The following is a 16,721-nucleotide window of genomic DNA, read 5'->3' on the forward strand; positions in this document are numbered from 1 at the left end:
GTTCCTTATGAGGCGAGCGCGATTGCGTAGATGAGTGCGAGGTTGCCAAGAGAGCCCTGAGCGGATTCGGCAGCGGTGGCAGAGGCCTGGGCTTGAGCCGCGTAAACAACCGCCGCATTCTTCGCCGCAACAGCAGTAGCCGAGGCCTCGATGGCTTCGTTTGCGTCTACTGCTGTGTCGTTGATGAACTGGAGGGCGGTGTTTATTTCCGGCACCATCACCACTTCAGCGGTAACAAATACGCCTGACTTGCTGGCAAATACTTCAGGAGTGTCAGACGGCGTAGGTGGAGGCGGAAGTAGCGTGATTTGTGGAACTGCCATTAGTTAAGCCCCAATACAGAGATTGAATATTCAACCAATGCCTCGTTCGCAAAGGTCAGGTTAAAGTTTTCCAACTTTCCGACGATGATTGTTCCATCCACGTCCTCGCTGCCGATGTACATGGCTGCGGTGTCTTTTACCGGCCTGAGAATTCGTTTGAGGTTGCCAACCTGATTCTTGTAATTCCGGCAATCGAAGTCGATGGTGTCGCGACTGCCCCTCTCTGTAGAGGTGATGTTTCCGAAGTCATCGCTCTTGGAGAGGGAATAGTTTTCCAGGCCGATCTGAGTTCCCCAGATGGCCCAGCCAATATCGGCTTGATTGCCGAGAATCATCATCCCGACCTCTGCGGTCTGGCCGGTGTTATCCACCAGCACACGGATCTGCGCGCCGGAGTAGGCAGGCAGATCCGTATACGCCAGACTGTCACGGGTTACGAAGTCACCGTAGAAGTAGTCGTACCAATTCGTGGCCGTCTTGGATGAGGTGACCATTTCTTTCGAGTACACCGTCTCGCCGCCGACGATCATTTGAACCGTAACTTTGGTGGCAACAATTCCTACCAACCCAACAGAGTTGATGGTTCTCCCAGGTGAGAAAGTGATATCGATGGTGTTCGGGTTTTTCGTGCTTGTACCTATCAGCCAGGTCTTCCCTGTCTTCTTGTTGAACATGGCCCATTTGTTAGATGGGCCGAGGTTGAGCCACTTCACACCGCCCTCAGTCGCAGGGTTATTGCCAACATTTCCAGCGGCCAAAGACTCGTAGTCGTACTGACCAACCACCACCAATGCACCAAGCGCATAGGTGGTGGTCGACGACCACGGAGGATTTGGTGACGGCGCTACGTTGTAGCTCGTAATGATTCCAGTAACGTCAATCGGGGCAACTAGTTTCATCAGGTCACCGATAGAGCAGGAACGCCCTGGATTGTTTGCCGGTTGATGGCGTTGAGGATTTGGTTCAGCAACTTGTTGGTCCATGCTTGGCGCTGCGCGAGCTCACCGCTGTCTGACTGAGAGCCCGATGAAGCAAGCGCCTTCGCAGCGTCCCGATTACTGATGATCCGACTCGCACCCGTCAGCTCGATCTCAGGCCCACGCTCGCCCACCAGGCGAATGCCTCCTCCGAAGTCACCGCCATTGGCAAAGGCCGGGACTTTGCCCGAAGCCAGCGCCGCCGCGCGCGCTTTGTCTGCCTCGCTCGCGTACTTGAGCATGTTGGCCGCGATCTCGCTGTACGGGAGGTTCCCGGAGCTGAGGCGGTCGGCCCAGTACTTATTTTCGCCAGCATCGGGGGTGCGCCCGAACAACTGCTGGTACAGCGTGTCGACGAGCGTTGAGTTGTTCCCTGGAGTGTTGGACGAACCGCTTCCTGCACCTTTGGACGGCAGTCCGCCGAGCGCAGCGACCACTGCCGCATTCATCGCGTTGATTGCCGCCGTCACGTCCAGAATCGAGTTGTCGACGCCGTTGAGCGCGTCGAGCTGCGACTGCCCGTAGGCCAACTGGGCGTCGTACTGCGCCATCTCTGCGTCGTATGCCTTCTTGGCTTGATCAAGCTGATCCTGAAGGGTTTTCACCGTCTTCTCGGCGGTGGTCAGTTGCTTCCCATTCAGCGCGTTGAGTTCAGCCACGACGTTCGCGGTCCTGCCCTGGTCTCGATTGAATTCTTCGAGAGACGAGTACAGGTCGGTGTTGTTGTTGCTGACGGTGTCGAGGGCGTCGTCCAGTCCGGGGAAGTTCGCGAGCGAACCGCCCGCCTTGGCAGTGGCAAGCGCGTTTTGCAGCGTGGCTTGGGCCTGGCTACGCAACATCGCAATGGCATCTTCAGAGTCTCCACGCAGCGCCTTCAGTGCTGAGCCGAGGTCATTGCTGACGCCAGTCAGGTCGCTAACACTCGTATTCGCAGTGCCAAGCATGTCGTTCAGCGAGGCGACGCGAGCGTTATAGGCGTCTGTGGTGGTTTTCTGTTGAGAGGCAATCGAGCGTTGCAGTGCGCTGTACGCATCGCTTGCTCCCTTCATCAACGAATCAGTGATTTTCTGGGCAGCATCAATAGCAGCCTGCTGCGCATCCTTCGATTTCTGATCAAGCGTTGAGTAGTAAGAATCAGCGTTCGTGGCCAGGCCTACCAGCGTGGCGAACATCGCTTGCCCGGCCGCCGTAGTGACGTCAATGTCCTTGACCATGTCGCGGTAGGCTGTACGTGTATCGGGCAGCTCCAGCCCAAGGCCAGAAAACGCGCTCTGAAGGCTTTTGGTCAGATCGGCAAACTGTTCGTCAGCGGTGTAAAACTTGGAGTAGTAAGTCCCCACAGCGGTGTTAAGCGCGTCGACCTTCTCCTTAGCGGTAGCGGTTGTCGTGTCCAGGTCAGACATGGCGCCGATCATGTTAAGGATGGAATCAGAGGCCTGTAACCCGGTGTTATCGAGCTTCAGATTGTTTACGCCGATCAGCGTCAGCGCATCGTTCACTCCGTTGAAACGGGTAAAAACCCCCTCAATGGCCTTGATCACCTCGTCTGCTGTCGTGTCCCAGTCGTTTGCGAACTCGGTGAACTGCGCACGGAAGTAATCCGGCAGCGACTTCGAACTCACGATTGCCTTCGCGAGGAAGGTGCCCATGATGTCGTCGTAGTTGTGCTGAAGAGCTTCCGCAGCGTCGGCCGCGTTGAACTGCTGATGGATGTTCAAGTCATCCAGACCACCGCCGTCGATGGTTGCGCCGAAGGTGGTCGAGTACTTCCCTGAGGTCTTGCGCACCTGGAGCAAATCGTAAGCGAAAACCTTGGCGGTGCTCCCGAAAGCGGTATACAGGCTCCCGAGTGTGGTCGTGAACTTGTTGACCGTTGCGTCGAGCTGAGAATCTACCGCCGAGCCGTACTTCGGAGCCTTGGTCTGCCAGCCTTGGACAATGCCACCGGTGGTGTACTGCCCATTCTCAAAAGTGCCCTGCGCAGACGTGCTCAGGTCCGGGTATTTCTCGCCGCTACCGAAAAGCTTACTGGATGCAAACGATCCCACCACGGCGCCGATTACCGCGCCAAAAGCAGTACCGATGACAGGCACCACCGAACCGATGGCCGCACCCGCCGCGGCGAATCCCGCAGTAGTAGCGCCGCCCTTGAGACCGTACTGCTGAAAGGACTGGATAACCGAGTAGACGGCACCTACATAGCTCAAGGTGCTGCTGAGTGTGGCAAGGCTGGATGCAGCTGACTGGCTCGTAACTGCCGAACTCAGCGCGCCATCAAATGCTCCTTGTCCTGCAACTCCAGTACCGAATTGAGCGGCGTAATTCGCGTACCCCTGCGAAAGCGCTGCGGATGTCGTTTCAGAGGTGAAGATGGACGCGGCTGTAGCCGACCCCGTAGCAAATGCACTGGTAACAACAGATTTGAAATAATCCGCCCCATTGGAAAAGGCTCCCTGTAATCCGCCAATGACACCTTCACCTCCGTTCCAGCCAGCCAGCACAGACTGGCCGAAACTGCTCCCAGCTACCGAAACCACATCCTTGATCGAGCTGAGCATTCCTCCGATGCCGCTGCCAGAACCGCTGAAGATAGAGCCAATGGCGCCGCCAGACCCAGTACCTGTGGCAGAGTCGCCGCCAATCCCCAATGCAGCCAAGATCGGCGTCACGATGTAGGCTTTGGCCACAATCCGCGCAAGATCAGCAATGATGCTGTCGGCCAGACTCTTGAAACTCAGCTTGCCGGTGGTAGCCGCATCGACGAAAGCATCTTCCACACCGTGCAACGAGTCACTGAACAGGGTGTAAGTCTGGCCTGAGACATTGCGGGTCTCATCGATGTAATCCTGTAGCGCGGCGTTGGCACCGTTGACCCAGTCAGCCTGAGCAGCATCGACCTGACGGTAATAGTTTTGCTGGGCAGTCAGGCGCTGCTGGAGCGCATTTTTTACGCTGGTAGTCTCCTTGTCATACAGGTCGGTCTGTTCGGACGTAGGATTTACAATGTTCTGGTAATCGCGTTGAAGTTTCGCCAGTTGTCGCTGGTAGTCCTCGCGAATTCGCAAATCCTCTTGAATTCGCTCACGCTCTTTCTGGCCCATTCCAACGCCAGCGACCTGTGAATCTAGACCGTCCTGCGCGAGCCGCAGCGAGTCGTTAAGCTGATCTTGAAACGCAGCGAGCTTTGCAACGTTCTCCAAACGAATCTTGGAAAGATCATTTTCCTTTTCTAACGCTGCGTTTCGTTTGAGCTGCGCTGTAATCAAATCCTGACTGGCAAGAAGAGCCTTTTGATCATTCGTTAAGGTTTGCTTGCCCTTGATATCGGCGATTTCCTGTTCCCACTTCGCCAGAGCTTGGGCTGCAGCACCCAGTTTTGCCGTGTCATTCGCTTGACCATCAATCACCAATCTTTGCTGCTGGAGGACAGCATATTGCTGGCGCGCTTGGTCCAGCATTTTTGTTCCAGCGTCTTCGACGAAGGCTTTATGTGACGTGGTGATCTTGTACTGCTCTTCCGCCGCCTTTCTTAATTGGTCAATCTGGGCTTGAGAATAATTGACCCCTTGAGATGCTGCAGAAGCAACAAGCGCATCGATTTCCTTATATCTAGCGGCGAGCTTGCTCTGTTTGCTCGCTGTGTCTGCGAGATCTGCATTGAGGCGCTTAACAGCCTCTATTCCTTCCTGATTTTTTGAAGCAGCCAAGTTTGCACGCCATGCTGCTTCGGTTTGGTCTTGGTATAACTGAAGGGTATCGGTAAGCTCTTTTTGCAGACCTTTCTGGCCTTTACCAAGGTCACCTAGATTCGGGTTATCGCTGAACACTATCGGTGTCGTATTGCTCGCATCTGCCAATCTTTGCTTCAGTTTGTCCAGCTTTTGATCGAAAGTATCTTCGCGGCCGATATCGAGTGCCGCGTCCCAGGCATTTTTGGCAGCAGATTTCACAGCGTTCCACGCTGTTTCCACGGTGCCAAGGTTCTGTTTGATGGCATCAGCTCGACTGGACAGGGCATCGGCATAGAGCTTCTCGGCGAGGTTTGCCGCCTCTTGCTGCTTGCCCTGGCTGACTAGGGCATCGATCTGAGAATACTGAGCAGTAGTCAAATAATTTAGGGAGTCATTCAGCTCTTTTGAATACTTAACGGGATCCTTGGCGAGCTTCTCGAAGTCAGCCACAGTGGCGGACGCGGCTTTGCCCGTTGCTTCCTCCATTTTCAAGGCTGCAACGGCGATGTCTCCAAAAGCGGTTGCGGGGATCTTGCCTGAAGATGCCAACTGGACGAGCACCGCTGACGCTGCCCCCACGGTGCCAACTGACTTTGAAATGTTCCGCGCGACCGCCGTCAAATTATCCGAGGTAGTTCCCGCTGCATTGCCAGTGAGGACCAGAGCGCTTTGGAAAGCCGTCTGCTCTTGAGAGCCTTGATAATACGCCAGCCCCAGCACACCGACTGCAGAAGCTGCCACGGTGAATGGATTGATCAGTCCAAGTATGTAGCCACCAAGCGCTTTTACTGCCGGGCCGATACCACCAAACATGTCCTTGAGTTGCCCACCTTGCTGCAGAAACACCGTGAGCGGAGCTTGACCGCCTTGCAGCGAAACAAAAATGTCGGTGAATTGCGCAGGTACACCACGAAGCGCCGCGGCGGTTTGTTTCGCAGTGTTGCCAGTCCGATTTAAGCCATCGTCAAAGCGGGTCAGCGCCTGGCGAGTTTGATCGATCTTGGTCTGATACTTGTTGAACGTCTCATCGTCGATCGAACCAATTTTCTTTTGCCGAGCGAGTTGGCTTTCTTGCTCATCCAGCCGGTTGAGCGCTCTGGTGGTGGGGTCAATGCTCGCAAGCAAATCGCTCAAGCTATCCGCTTGGGCACGCGTCGTTTGGGTAGCCTGTTTAACGGCGGCAGCCGCCTTATCGGACGACGAAGCGATATTGGAGTTGCCTGCCGCCACCGCGTTCGACGAGATGACTATGCCCTGCTCTGCTTCCGACAATCCAACGGCGGTATTCGTGAGATTGCGCTGTGCTTGGGCAGAGTCAACGGATGCCTGGGCGATGGCCAAGATACGGGCCTTGGCCTCATCCACGCTTTCGCCCAGGGCCTTCTGTGCTTTGGTGGCGCCGGTGAGAGCGTTGAAATTTTCTTGCAGCTTCTGGTTGTATGACTCATACACGGCAAGGTTGATCTGACCTGAATCTCGGGCCTTGATGAGCGCGATTTCCTGCGCCGCCAACTGGTTGAGCTGCTTGGTCAGCGGGTTGATGCTCCCCAGCAACGCATCCAATTCTTTACGCTGTGCAGCGGCTGCTTTGGCGGCATCCTCTACTGTTTTATTGACTTTGTCGGATGAAGCAGAAGTCTTATCGTTTGCTGCCTGGGCGCGTGACAAAGAGAGGGCAAGGTTCCCGAACTCACTGCTTGTCTTGTCGAGCGCGCTGTTTACGCGCAGCCCGTAGGCCTCAAGCTCTGCGAGGGCTTGACGCATCTTGACAACGTTTTGCTCAGCGCCTGCACTGTCCACCTCAAGTTCAAGCCGTGAAGTTAAGGCCATGGGTTTTCTCCAGACGAAAAAAAACCCGCCGGAGCGGGTTTCAGTATGAGCAAGGCTTAGAACTTGTAACCCTTCTGCTCGCAGCTTTGGCGCATAGTTACGCTGCGGACGCTTTCGGGGTCACTGGTCCCAATTCCCATAAAATTGAACAGGGTCGGCGTGACTACGAACACTTGAAAAATCGCGTCTCCAGCATAACCACCGTAGGTATTCTTCGAGTTGACTAGCCCACAATATATCTGCCCTCCCTGATAAGGAGGCAGCTTGAATTTAGCGCTGTCAGCGTCGAGTAACTGCTGCTTGACCGTGTCTTTCAGCTTGGCCTGCTGTGCCGGCGAAAAATCCCTTGCGCTGGCTGAGACGGTAAGCCCCATGATCAAAAACGCGCACGCGATTGCTGATTTCATTCACAACTCTCCCTTTTAGACGACGGCAATCTACCACCACCCCCTGCAAAAACGGCTATGGACCTACCACCGCCACCACACTGCGAATGTTTTGGAGATTCGCAGTAAGTTCTTTGCAGCTCATGACCGTCTCAAGCGCTTGATCACGAGAAAATTCCCCGTTTATTTTGTAATCCGCGTAGTGCCGAATGTTTTTCATGTCGCGAAGCATGCACGCCTGTGTTTCGTAACCTTTGGCTTTCAGTCTGCGCATAACCTGATCGTGCGGACCTCCACGACCCTGCGTGTGCTCATCAGGAAACAGTATGCTTTTATCAAGCTCGTCAGCCGCCAAAAATGCGGCATAGTAAGCTCTGCTTGCCGCTGACCGATGATGAGCCTCAGAAAACTCATCATCTGCAAGAGCCTGAGCAAGAGCCAGTAGATCAGAGCTACACACCGACATGGTAAATCCTCGATGGGTCATCGCGGACTTCGGGCGTAAACGGCATCGCATTGATCGTTATCGCCATGTCAATTGGATCGTCAAAATGCTCAAGCCGATGTTTCACGATGCGTTGGTTCAGATCGACGATTTCCGGAATGCTTTTTCTGACAGCGAAGCGATAAAGAAAGCAGTCATGCTCACTGTCTGCATAGCACTCGTACCCCAACAATGGATGGTCGATTTCTTTCGAGATCATCTTGGCCACACTGTCCAGTCTCGCGATCAGATCATCCCCCGTGACGCCATATGCCTCCAAAATCTTCAGGGTTTCTGATCTTTGGCTACTACGAGGGTCAAAGTACGCAGATCCGAACTTGTCAAATGCACATGCAATTTCCGCCTGAGGCATCACCCCGGCTATTTGCTCGTCGCTCAGCTCAGTCATATCAATCGTCTCCAAGGCGCGAACTGCATCACTGATGTCGCCACACATGTAGAAAGTGATTGAGCGATCGAGTGCCAGGGCTACGCCGTCAAAATCAAGGTTCGCTGCCGATTCGAGCGCACGAATCGCGTTTATCGAGTCGCGTTTGTACCCATAAAGATGGGCCATCTCGCCATAGAGAGAGGCCCTCTCCCCCATGGTCAGCTCGGGTAATCTCAGAGCGGATTTGATATCTCTCAGCAACCTGGCAATTGACATCTCATCAACTAAAAACGATCGGTAGAGTTCAGTTTCTATCCTGTTCCGAGCGTCAAATATCTGCTCGGCCTTACGCTTCGGCGCGACCTGCATATCCATTCATCCATGCTTTGGTGTCCGGCAATCTACCACCACCCAGCATCCTAACGAAGCGCCTCAGAAGCCTATCATCGTCTTGGCAACTGCCGCTGCAGCGGCCTTGATAGTGCTGAACGATAGTTCCAGCCCCTTTTCCTGAACCATGCCGACGGTCTTGTTCCACAGCGTTTTCGAACGTATCTGATCAAGGAACTCATGCCCTTCCCAAGTCAGTTCGTACGCAAAACAGGCTCGGGGGTCACTCTGGTAGGTGAAACATGTTGCTTCCAGAAGTCCCGCCTCTTTCAGCAAATGGATGTGATAGGAGACCAGTGCTGGATCGTGGCCGGGAATGTCCTCTCCCGACACCTGCTGGTCGTGGCCCTGAATATCTTCGACGGCGATCAGAATCTTCCTGACCAACTCCCAGTCACGTTTCATAAGACCTCTCGTGATCTAAAAAGCAAAAACCCCACCGAAGCAGGGTTTACGCTGGGAAATTCTCGATTGATTTGATTCGAGGTATCAAGCCGATGGCTTAGCAGCAAGCGCAGCGGCGCCCCCTGCCAATCCCCCGGTCGCCGCGCCCGCGCTCGCAACCACCATAGTCCCTGCGGCCATTCCACCACCTCCTGCAGTGAGGGCTCCGCCCCCTAGGGCGGCTAGAGATGCGTTCGTCGCCGCAGCCCCAGACAGCGTTACTATCGGCGTTCCGGTGCTTGCGGCCCCGAGCAAACCAGCGCCTCCCATAGTGGTAGCGATGGCAGGTGCAAAAGCGAACGCTGCGCCTCCGGTAACCACAGCAGCGACAGCAACCGAGGCAACTGGATTTTCTTTCACAGTATCTTCAACTGCTTGGGCGGCATCTCCGACATGCTTGACCACGGTATCTCCGGCAGATGTAAATGCGCGAAACCCTGAGTCTATCCCCCGACCGATTGAATCAAAGACATCCCAGAAGCTCATGATTTTGCCCCAAAGCGAAACGCCACTATTCGGCCAGATCATATCGACCGGATCCAATTCCGCCAAGCTGTGCGCCCATACAGCCTGTGAAAAAGCTCAGTGGCGGTCAAAGCGGCGGCCGTAGTAGCGTTCTGACTCCAACAACTGGCCCCGCCCAGTGACTGAGACCCATGGACGGGGCGCTATGAAAATGGAGTTCACATGTCAGAAAATTTTACCGCTGAAGAGCTGCTACTTGCTGAGCGCATCCTGTCGCGTACAGAGGCTTTGAGCAATCCAAAAGATGAGCAAAGACGCCTGGGGCTTCGTCATGATGAATCCAACGATGCTCTTCTCAAATGGCAAATAGAGAACAGTTACTACAACTGCCTGGACCGAACCATTTCTCAGCTTAAAGATGTGGCCAGGGCCGTGAGAGCCAAATCAGGAGAGTGACCACCGCTGCTTCCAGGCTTCCGTCATGTCCATAAAGCATGGCGGCAGGCCTTTCTCATCCCACTTTTTGAAAATAGCTGCGGTTGTCCTCGTTTCCTCGGCGATCTCCTTCAATGACTCCGCAATTGACGCAAGGCTTTTAGCTACATGAGCCTGGTAGTCTTTCTCGTTCATACCGAATCCTCTGCATGTTCAGACATCACAATCTCATCCAACGCAAACATCACCTCGTCCACCTCATGCCTGGGCATCGGCGACGGGTGCGCTTCCAGCCAGTCGCTGATCTCCCGCGCGGAGAGGCGCAGCGGCTGTGCACCGGTAAGTGAGACCAGGATGCGACGGCCACGGCACACGTTGCGAAAGGTATTCAGCAGGTATGCCGTGATCGGATCGCGCTCGGGCTCTTCTGGAACCCGGATGTTCAGGCGGTCATAGATGAGCCGTCGTTTTTCGGTTTGGCCCGCCCATTCCTTTTCCCAGTGGTATCGGTCGATGACTTTCCCACCGTCTCTTCGAGGTCTTCCTTACTTTCAGCAGTGAATTCGGCAGCCGATCGCAAAGTGAAAATGAAGAAATCAACATCACCTTCCAGCATCTGAGCGCCGATGGTTGGGGTGTACTTGATTGGGTTGCCGGACTCGTCTTGCGCGCCTTCCCAGCCTTTGACGATGAAGTGCGCCAGCAGCAGACAGTGGTTCTGGTGCTCGGTTTTCTCACCATCGACCACACCGACTGTGCCTTCATTGAATCGCTCGTCGTTCTTCCGCAAGCGCCGACGCATGCGTTCCAGTCCGATCTGGTAATCCGGGTTATCGATGCCCGCTACTTCGACTTTCGTGTCTTCGTCGTAGTCGAACCACTTGGTGGTGCCTACAGGCGCTGATTGCTTTTTCAGTTGCAGAGCCATTTGTAAAACCTCGACGCCACGCCAAAAAAAGACCGCCCCGGCCGGCGTCATGTGCCGGGGCAGTCAAAAGGAAGAGCGATTACGAAACGGTGATGGTCGACGAACTGGATTTGCTGCCGTCTGAAGTGCTGGTAGCGGTAATTACCGCCGTGCCAGCCGATACCCCTGTCACCACTCCGGTGCTACTGACCGTGGCAACACTCGGCGTAGCACTGCTCCACGTGACGCCTTGCGGCGAGCCGGAAGGCAGTACGGTTGGAGTCAGTTGTCGGGTAGCGCCCACGGCGACATTCGCAGTCGTAGGAGCCACAGCCACACTGCTCACAGACGGAGCAGGCAGGCGCGTAATGGTCGGAGCGACCTTCGATACGGTGTAGTTGAGCGTTACCTCGATCAGTTCGCGCTTACCGCCGTTCGGGAGGTCACCGTCGATCTCAAGCGCCGGGAATTTGAGCGTGTACTTGTTTCCGAGGCTGTCAGTGATCGGGAACTCGACCGAGATCGGCGCGCGCGTGAACTGATTTTTCCAAAGCTGCCAAGCGCTTTTCGACCACGCCATGGTGATATTGCCGTTGATGACTGCCTCTGTAGCGATGTGAGCGCCGGGCCCAAGCCTGTCCGCGCCCAAGCAACGTTGGGTTTGCAAGCTGTTGTCCAGACTGAGAGTCAGCGCCGAGACGCAGGCCGAGCCTTCCAGTGACACCCCATTCACCAGGATGGTGCCCAGGTTGATGTTCGACATAAACGGCGTGGACGTCGGTGCGAGGATGTTCGAAACCGAGCTGGTTTCGCCATCGGCGTAGTCCAGCCCCATGAGGCTGAAGGTTGCCGTGATCTTGCCGTCAGACGGGATGTTCAGCGCGAACTTCGAGACATGCATCCCTTTGAACAGGGCGTACACGCTGACGTCGTTGTAGTTCTTCGCAACGGTGAATGTGTGACGGGTATCGCCAACCGTAAGCACGTCACCTGTCCAGGTGCCGTAGAACGCCGCTTCGATCAGTTCATCAAACGATCCGTACGACAGCTCGGCTGCCAGATCCCCTTGGATATCGACACTGGTGGCCACCGACCCCTGGCTTACGCGGGAATCGGTGATTTCGTCACTCGCCTGGGTATTCACTTTCGGCGACAGCGTGTTGCCAGTGAGGCGCAACGTCTTCCAGTTGCCAGTGGTTGGTGTCACGCCTGGCGTGACCTCAGAAATCAAATAACTCGTAGCTTTTGCGCCAGACGACATGGGTATGTCTCCTTTCTGCGGGCATAAAAAAACCCGCACATGGCGGGTGGGTTCGGGTGGTGCAGGTTCAGCCGGCGCGGAACCGGACGTTCACGTTGATTTGGTAGAACGACTCGTAATCGCCCACCACGACCTGACTGGCTTCCATGCATTCGATTTCGCCAGACTGCCACGCTTGGAAATGGTCAGAGAGCGCATCAGCCAGCTTATTGATAGCGGACAGCCCTTCCCTTTTCAGGCAGAAGCACTGGATAACGATCTGACCAGGTCGTCGATACTGCGGTTTGTCAGCCATGCCAGCGAGGAACGCAGTGGCGTACAGGATCTCGAACGCACACCAGAGGCCCGTGGTGGGCCGAACGAACAGCCCCGTAGGCGAGCTTGGGACTTTGGCATTGGCGTACTCGACCCGAGACTGCTCAATGCCCGTGAACGCTGCCATTCGGCCTGTCAGGGTGAGGCGGACTGTTTCGAAGGCCACCGTCATTTGTTCGCCTCCGCGACTGCGATGAACGAAAGCCCGTAAACACCCTTGGGTGCCATCCGGCTGTAGCCAGCGTCCGTGACCTTCAAGGACGGCCCGTTGTAGCCGCCGAACTCGATGATCTCGCCGTAAGGCACGTTGTTCTGAACGAACACCCGGGCGAACGGCTTCAGATCGAACAGTGCGGCAGCGGCGGCTCCACGGGTGGCAGTCCCGAGGATGTCGTGGTTGGAGCTGATCGAGTAGTTCGGCGAGCCAACAGACACGATGTTGTTGGCCATGTACTGCCCGCTGTCGATCGGAGCATGTGACGTGATCTCGTCGACCAGGTCCACGACGATCTGCTTTTGCTTCGTTACCAGACCATTTTCAACTTGGTCGGCGAACAACGTGGGGGATATCGACCAGCCCATCACACAGCCCTCAGTTGAATCTCGTAATGCACACCGGCCGGGTCTGGTCGGACGTTTTTGACCGAGAATCCGTTGATGGTGTGCCCAGCCGCCGGCATTTCCTCGATCTCGTCGGCCAGCACGATGAGTTTCGTGTCAGTCGCCTGGATGTTCAGGCCATCGATTCTACTGGTCTCGAACTGCGTCATCACGCCACGACCGCTGTATGTCACCACCTCGACGGCGCCGGCTTCCGTGACAGGGTCCCAAGCGGTCGCCTTTTCGTACGTGCAGACGAGCTGGGTCACCGCCTCGGCGAATGCTCCATCGAGAGCGGCGCCAAACGCAGGCCACATTGTGGATTTGAAAGTCATCGGTCAATCCTCGTCGCGCTGTATTCCGCGGCGCATCGGCAATTCACAATTTCGTCCCGGGGCGCGCCGAGCGAGGTGTCGCCCGGGTACATCAGCCGTGCACCGCTGGGTGACACGAAAGGCTGATCCTGCTGGACCTTTTGTTTGTTCAGCGCGACGTGCGTGCTGCGCACATGGGCATCACCCTTCGAATTCCACGTCTTCGTAACCAGGAGCCGATTGTCTGCGCGGTCATTGGCCTGACGCCAGGCCTGATCGCGCCCTTCTGCGATCGACTGAGCCAAAAAGGTCGTCGCGGCGTTCAGTGCCTGAGTGTCCAGCAGCCGTTCGCTATAGCGATCAACAATCGTGTTGATCGAGTCGGCTGTGAGCCTCTTCCCGAATTCAAGCGCGGTCCGCACGGCCTTGTCGAAGATCGGGTCGCGACGTCCGCGCTTCAGGTATTTCCTGAGCTGCGCCGGATCATTGCTGCTCAGCTCGGCACGGGCGGCAATGACCGCCTGTGTGAAAGGGGCACTTAGGCCCAGCACTCCACCAGAACGGCGCCCAGTTTGCTTGTTGACACGGCCGATCAGGTCCATCGCAGTCGTGCTCGCCGACTGCCCTCGCGTGCGTCCAGCCTCAAGAATGGCTCTGATCGCGCTGGCACGGTCGGCAGCGGCCGTGGCCAGGAATCCGGTACGCTGATCTCGCAGGAAATTCGCGGCATCAGTGTCATAAGCGTCGAACTCACGCCCGATGAGCAGCCCGACAACACGAACGTCGCGCAGCTCGGTGGAGCCGCCTCTGACGAACGCGGATCGAAGCAACTCAACAAACCCGGCAAATAAACCCACCGGCAGCAGTGCCATGACCTTGTTGTCGTCGTGCTGCTCAATGGCCCGCTGCACCTCCGCCAGCGTAGCGGCACTGATGCTGTCCGATATCTGCGACAGATAGGCCTGCTGTGCGGCTGGCGTCATGCCGTCGATTGCCTGGATGACCTCCGTGGCGTTCATACAACGAACACCGCGATACCGCAGTACCGCTTACTGCCCAGCAACGGGGCGACGAGCTCATCCACTACGGTGATGACCGGGCGGGTAGGCACAATACCGGGGGCAGCTGCGGGCGCCTGATACTCGATTTCCAGAACGTCCAGCTTCTGCCGCTTGATCGCGGTTGTGGCCACGTAATCGGGACTCAGGCTTCCCGGCGTGACGATTTCGCGCAAAGCAGCCTCATAGGTGGCCTGCTCAATCTCGATTGGCACCTCGTCGGACGGAATCGAATGCCCTTCGTTGTCCGTGGCGTCGTTGCGTGGCCATTGCAGCGACTGAGAGCGGCCACCGGCTTTCGTGCCGGAAAAAAGCGACTCCCACCGCCCGTTGCTATTTTGCGCCTGGTATTTCCCGTCAATGTAAGCCGACGCCCGAATCAGGGCTGCCTGCTTCGCGGCCGGTTCACCAGCCCACGCAGCGTTCGCGCGCGCAGAGTGATAGGCGTCAGCGGCATCGACTGAACCGTAAAAATCGGGCATCGGGATATCTCGAATAGGTGGAGCGGCGAACGCTCCGGGTGTTGCGAGGGGTTGTTACGCTTTTGCAGCAGCCAACTTGGCTTGCAGGTCCGCGACCGGCGCGGATTCGTCGAACTCGACGTTCAGGCCTTTCAGCTCAGCGACAACAGCGCTTTTCTGCTCGGCTTCGGTATCAGCAGCAGCTTTCGCCGCCAACGCTTCATCCAATTTTTTCTGAAGAGTATCGACACGGCTGTTGGCACCCGCATCAATGCCCAGCGCCTTGAGCTTGGTGAGCAGATCCTGCTTTTCATCGGTCGGGGCCGATGCCAGTTCGTCAATCTGCAACGCCTCGATCGAGCGGTTGTGCTCTAGCTCAACATCACTCATTGGCACTTCGCGAAAAGCACCGACCGCAACCAGTTTGATCGTCCCCATGGACCATACGCCGCGTGGGCACTGGCCATTGTTCGTCACTTTCACTTTCATGGCTTTCCCCTTTATGCAGGCTCGGACACACCGTCCATGTAGGCCATCGCACCTGGCAGGCGTACTTCGACGCCACCGGTGCGCGCGATGATGCCGGTCTCGAAGCCCATGATGCTCTTCTGATGAACCGGCAACACCAGACGCGGCATTGGCAGATGGAAGCGGATCACGTCCACAGCCTTGCGGTACGCAGTGATACGCCCGCCGCCGTCAGCGCCTGCTTCCGACGACGCGGCGGCAGTCAGGATGGTCAGCGGCCGACCTGTGCGTGCTGTGTACACGTTGGAGCTGATGAAGCGCTCCAAAATGGTCGGGCTGTTCGCTTCGGTGCCGACGAACACTGTCGAGATGTAGTCCATGACTTCCAGCGGCAGCGCGATGGTGTCGGCCAGCTCGACGTTGTTGGAAGCCTGGGGAACCAGCTTCAACAGGTTGTTCAGGTCCGCGAGGATCTGTAGCGGGGTCTTGTTGACAAACAGCGTCGAGTTTCCAGTGCCGACAGGTGCGGCAGTGATGGTTTGCACGTTGCTTTGGTTGACGAACCCGCGCCAGCCCTTTTCTGTGCTGCCAGTGACGGCGATGTCGTACAGCAGGCGCTCTGTGGAGCGGCTGGCAGACAGTGCTTTCAGGTCGTTGAGGTTGCGACCGTACAGAGCGGCCTGATTGACCTCTTCCAGATCCCATTCCCAGCCCGATCCGATCATGGCGTAGTCGTGCGAGCCGTCACCGAAGCTCACTTGGTTGTACGGCATGTCGTTGGCGGCGCCAGAAATGAACTTCGCCTCGCCCGCCAGTTGTTGGCTGTAGAACTGCGTACCAATTGCCCACTGGTTGCCTTCGGTAACGACGGGCATCAGATCGCGATAGCTGTACTCAGGGTAGCGAGCTTCATAAATTGCTGTTTCGATGTTGCGACCTTGGGCCACAACGAAAGGCAACGCCGCTTGAGCGTCTTCAAAAGCTTGTCGCATGTTATGCGCTCCGGTTTTTGATGGAGATTTCCACGATGTCGCCCGCGGCACCGGTGGTGTCGAAAAGCACGTTCGGGAGTGGGCCAACGATGCCGGTCCCGGCGGCGTTGGTGTAGGTGTTGGACGAGCTGACGAAATACACCTGGTCGCCATCGGCTACGGCCGTGCTCACCTGGACGTACATTTGGCCGCGCTCACGGATAGCCCCGGTGGAGTTCTGCGGGTAGCCATCGACCAGGTTCGAACCGGCGGCTCGGGCAGGTACTGCCGGGTTCAACTTCGCGATGCCCACGAACTTGCCGCCTGCAGCAAACGGCACGACACCATGATCGCCGGCGCCGCGCTGCACAGGCTCGCCGAAGCGCACACCGGCGGCGTTTTCAATGGTGCGGCTGATATCGTTCTTCAGCTCTTCGTTTGCCGACGCCCCGTGCAGCCCCTTGGCAGGACGATCCGGATAAGAGGTTTGATAAGTGCCCATGAGGCCTC

19 protein-coding genes are annotated in these 16,721 nt (G+C 56.5%); 1 reads left to right on the forward strand and 18 read right to left on the reverse strand.

Annotated features, from left to right (window positions below):
* Positions 1-5: 5 nt before the first annotated feature.
* From AAEO81_RS22600 to AAEO81_RS22630, 7 genes are read right to left on the reverse strand one after another with little or no spacing between them, the layout of a single operon-like run.
* A complete protein-coding gene (locus tag AAEO81_RS22600) occupies positions 6-323 on the reverse strand; it encodes a hypothetical protein (RefSeq protein ID WP_341959164.1) in 318 nt (105 codons plus the stop codon).
* Positions 323-1,222, reverse strand: a complete 900-nt coding sequence (locus AAEO81_RS22605; RefSeq protein WP_341959166.1) for a hypothetical protein — start codon at positions 1,220-1,222, stop codon at positions 323-325. Before AAEO81_RS22605 ends, AAEO81_RS22600 begins: the two co-directional genes overlap by 1 nt.
* Entirely contained in the window at positions 1,222-6,861 is a 5,640-nt protein-coding gene (locus AAEO81_RS22610; RefSeq protein WP_341959168.1) for a phage tail tape measure protein, read from the reverse strand. The genes AAEO81_RS22605 and AAEO81_RS22610 overlap by 1 nt, the downstream gene beginning before the upstream one ends.
* A gap of 56 nt (positions 6,862-6,917) precedes the next feature.
* The gene (locus AAEO81_RS22615; protein WP_341959169.1) at positions 6,918-7,268 is read right to left on the reverse strand and encodes a hypothetical protein; all 351 of its coding nucleotides are present in this window, start codon (positions 7,266-7,268) and stop codon (positions 6,918-6,920) included.
* 55 nt (positions 7,269-7,323) lie between these two features.
* The gene (locus tag AAEO81_RS22620) at positions 7,324-7,713 is read right to left on the reverse strand and encodes a hypothetical protein (protein ID WP_341959171.1); all 390 of its coding nucleotides are present in this window, start codon (positions 7,711-7,713) and stop codon (positions 7,324-7,326) included.
* Positions 7,700-8,497: a hypothetical protein gene (locus AAEO81_RS22625; RefSeq protein WP_341959173.1), complete on the reverse strand. Its 798-nt coding sequence runs from the start codon at positions 8,495-8,497 to the stop codon at positions 7,700-7,702. Before AAEO81_RS22625 ends, AAEO81_RS22620 begins: the two co-directional genes overlap by 14 nt.
* A 57-nt stretch (positions 8,498-8,554) precedes the next feature.
* On the reverse strand, positions 8,555-8,917 hold the full coding sequence (locus AAEO81_RS22630) for a DUF2513 domain-containing protein (RefSeq protein ID WP_341959174.1): 363 nt from the start codon (positions 8,915-8,917) through the stop codon (positions 8,555-8,557).
* A 726-nt stretch (positions 8,918-9,643) separates the two neighbouring features.
* On the opposite strand from AAEO81_RS22630, the gene AAEO81_RS22635 reads away from it, so the two are divergent.
* On the forward strand, positions 9,644-9,877 hold the full coding sequence (locus AAEO81_RS22635; RefSeq protein WP_341959175.1) for a hypothetical protein: 234 nt from the start codon (positions 9,644-9,646) through the stop codon (positions 9,875-9,877).
* Here the strand turns inward: AAEO81_RS22635 and AAEO81_RS22640 are convergent.
* The 11 genes from AAEO81_RS22640 to AAEO81_RS22690 form a co-directional block, all read right to left on the reverse strand.
* Entirely contained in the window at positions 9,866-10,051 is a 186-nt protein-coding gene (locus tag AAEO81_RS22640) for a hypothetical protein (RefSeq protein WP_341959177.1), read from the reverse strand. The two genes, AAEO81_RS22635 and AAEO81_RS22640, sit on opposite strands and share 12 nt — an antisense overlap.
* A gap of 247 nt (positions 10,052-10,298) precedes the next feature.
* Positions 10,299-10,784, reverse strand: a complete 486-nt coding sequence (locus tag AAEO81_RS22645; RefSeq protein ID WP_341959179.1) for a hypothetical protein — start codon at positions 10,782-10,784, stop codon at positions 10,299-10,301.
* Between the two features lie 79 nt (positions 10,785-10,863).
* Positions 10,864-12,024, reverse strand: a complete 1,161-nt coding sequence (locus AAEO81_RS22650) for a phage tail tube protein (protein ID WP_341959181.1) — start codon at positions 12,022-12,024, stop codon at positions 10,864-10,866.
* Between the two features lie 67 nt (positions 12,025-12,091).
* Positions 12,092-12,511 carry a hypothetical protein gene (locus tag AAEO81_RS22655; RefSeq protein ID WP_341959182.1) on the reverse strand — a complete coding sequence of 140 codons (420 nt, stop codon included), beginning with the start codon at positions 12,509-12,511 and terminating at the stop codon, positions 12,092-12,094.
* Positions 12,508-12,924 carry an HK97 gp10 family phage protein gene (locus tag AAEO81_RS22660; protein WP_341959184.1) on the reverse strand — a complete coding sequence of 139 codons (417 nt, stop codon included), beginning with the start codon at positions 12,922-12,924 and terminating at the stop codon, positions 12,508-12,510. Before AAEO81_RS22660 ends, AAEO81_RS22655 begins: the two co-directional genes overlap by 4 nt.
* Positions 12,921-13,274, reverse strand: a complete 354-nt coding sequence (locus AAEO81_RS22665) for a hypothetical protein (protein WP_341959186.1) — start codon at positions 13,272-13,274, stop codon at positions 12,921-12,923. Before AAEO81_RS22665 ends, AAEO81_RS22660 begins: the two co-directional genes overlap by 4 nt.
* Positions 13,271-14,272 (reverse strand): hypothetical protein, encoded by a 1,002-nt coding sequence (locus AAEO81_RS22670; protein ID WP_341959187.1) that lies wholly within the window; start codon positions 14,270-14,272, stop codon positions 13,271-13,273. The genes AAEO81_RS22665 and AAEO81_RS22670 overlap by 4 nt, the downstream gene beginning before the upstream one ends.
* A complete protein-coding gene (locus AAEO81_RS22675) occupies positions 14,269-14,793 on the reverse strand; it encodes a DnaT-like ssDNA-binding protein (protein WP_341959189.1) in 525 nt (174 codons plus the stop codon). Before AAEO81_RS22675 ends, AAEO81_RS22670 begins: the two co-directional genes overlap by 4 nt.
* Positions 14,794-14,847: 54 nt before the next feature.
* Positions 14,848-15,261 carry a hypothetical protein gene (locus tag AAEO81_RS22680; protein WP_341959191.1) on the reverse strand — a complete coding sequence of 138 codons (414 nt, stop codon included), beginning with the start codon at positions 15,259-15,261 and terminating at the stop codon, positions 14,848-14,850.
* Between the two features lie 11 nt (positions 15,262-15,272).
* Positions 15,273-16,232: a DUF2184 domain-containing protein gene (locus AAEO81_RS22685; protein ID WP_341959193.1), complete on the reverse strand. Its 960-nt coding sequence runs from the start codon at positions 16,230-16,232 to the stop codon at positions 15,273-15,275.
* Between the two features lies 1 nt (position 16,233).
* Complete coding sequence (locus AAEO81_RS22690) at positions 16,234-16,713, reverse strand: hypothetical protein (protein WP_341959195.1); 480 nt, start codon at positions 16,711-16,713, stop codon at positions 16,234-16,236.
* Positions 16,714-16,721 lie beyond the last annotated feature (8 nt).

Source organism: Pseudomonas sp. RC10, assembly GCF_038397775.1.
GTDB classification, from domain to species: domain Bacteria; phylum Pseudomonadota; class Gammaproteobacteria; order Pseudomonadales; family Pseudomonadaceae; genus Aquipseudomonas; species Aquipseudomonas bambusae.

Excerpts from the sequence above, each read along its gene's own strand:
- AAEO81_RS22690 (WP_341959195.1), bottom strand. The coding sequence starts at position 16,713 with ATGGGCACTTATCAAACCTCTTATCCGGATCGTCCTGCCAAGGGGCTG.
- AAEO81_RS22675 (WP_341959189.1), bottom strand. The coding sequence starts at position 14,793 with ATGCCCGATTTTTACGGTTCAGTCGATGCCGCTGACGCCTATCACTCT.
- AAEO81_RS22685 (WP_341959193.1), bottom strand. The coding sequence starts at position 16,232 with ATGCGACAAGCTTTTGAAGACGCTCAAGCGGCGTTGCCTTTCGTTGTG.
- AAEO81_RS22605 (WP_341959166.1), bottom strand. The coding sequence starts at position 1,222 with ATGAAACTAGTTGCCCCGATTGACGTTACTGGAATCATTACGAGCTAC.
- AAEO81_RS22635 (WP_341959175.1), top strand. The coding sequence starts at position 9,644 with ATGTCAGAAAATTTTACCGCTGAAGAGCTGCTACTTGCTGAGCGCATC.
- AAEO81_RS22670 (WP_341959187.1), bottom strand. The coding sequence starts at position 14,272 with ATGAACGCCACGGAGGTCATCCAGGCAATCGACGGCATGACGCCAGCC.
- AAEO81_RS22650 (WP_341959181.1), bottom strand. The coding sequence starts at position 12,024 with ATGTCGTCTGGCGCAAAAGCTACGAGTTATTTGATTTCTGAGGTCACG.
- AAEO81_RS22630 (WP_341959174.1), bottom strand. The coding sequence starts at position 8,917 with ATGAAACGTGACTGGGAGTTGGTCAGGAAGATTCTGATCGCCGTCGAA.
- AAEO81_RS22610 (WP_341959168.1), bottom strand. The coding sequence starts at position 6,861 with ATGGCCTTAACTTCACGGCTTGAACTTGAGGTGGACAGTGCAGGCGCT.
- AAEO81_RS22680 (WP_341959191.1), bottom strand. The coding sequence starts at position 15,261 with ATGAAAGTGAAAGTGACGAACAATGGCCAGTGCCCACGCGGCGTATGG.
- AAEO81_RS22665 (WP_341959186.1), bottom strand. The coding sequence starts at position 13,274 with ATGACTTTCAAATCCACAATGTGGCCTGCGTTTGGCGCCGCTCTCGAT.
- AAEO81_RS22640 (WP_341959177.1), bottom strand. The coding sequence starts at position 10,051 with ATGAACGAGAAAGACTACCAGGCTCATGTAGCTAAAAGCCTTGCGTCA.
- AAEO81_RS22620 (WP_341959171.1), bottom strand. The coding sequence starts at position 7,713 with ATGTCGGTGTGTAGCTCTGATCTACTGGCTCTTGCTCAGGCTCTTGCA.
- AAEO81_RS22645 (WP_341959179.1), bottom strand. The coding sequence starts at position 10,784 with ATGGCTCTGCAACTGAAAAAGCAATCAGCGCCTGTAGGCACCACCAAG.
- AAEO81_RS22600 (WP_341959164.1), bottom strand. The coding sequence starts at position 323 with ATGGCAGTTCCACAAATCACGCTACTTCCGCCTCCACCTACGCCGTCT.
- AAEO81_RS22625 (WP_341959173.1), bottom strand. The coding sequence starts at position 8,497 with ATGGATATGCAGGTCGCGCCGAAGCGTAAGGCCGAGCAGATATTTGAC.
- AAEO81_RS22615 (WP_341959169.1), bottom strand. The coding sequence starts at position 7,268 with ATGAAATCAGCAATCGCGTGCGCGTTTTTGATCATGGGGCTTACCGTC.
- AAEO81_RS22655 (WP_341959182.1), bottom strand. The coding sequence starts at position 12,511 with ATGACGGTGGCCTTCGAAACAGTCCGCCTCACCCTGACAGGCCGAATG.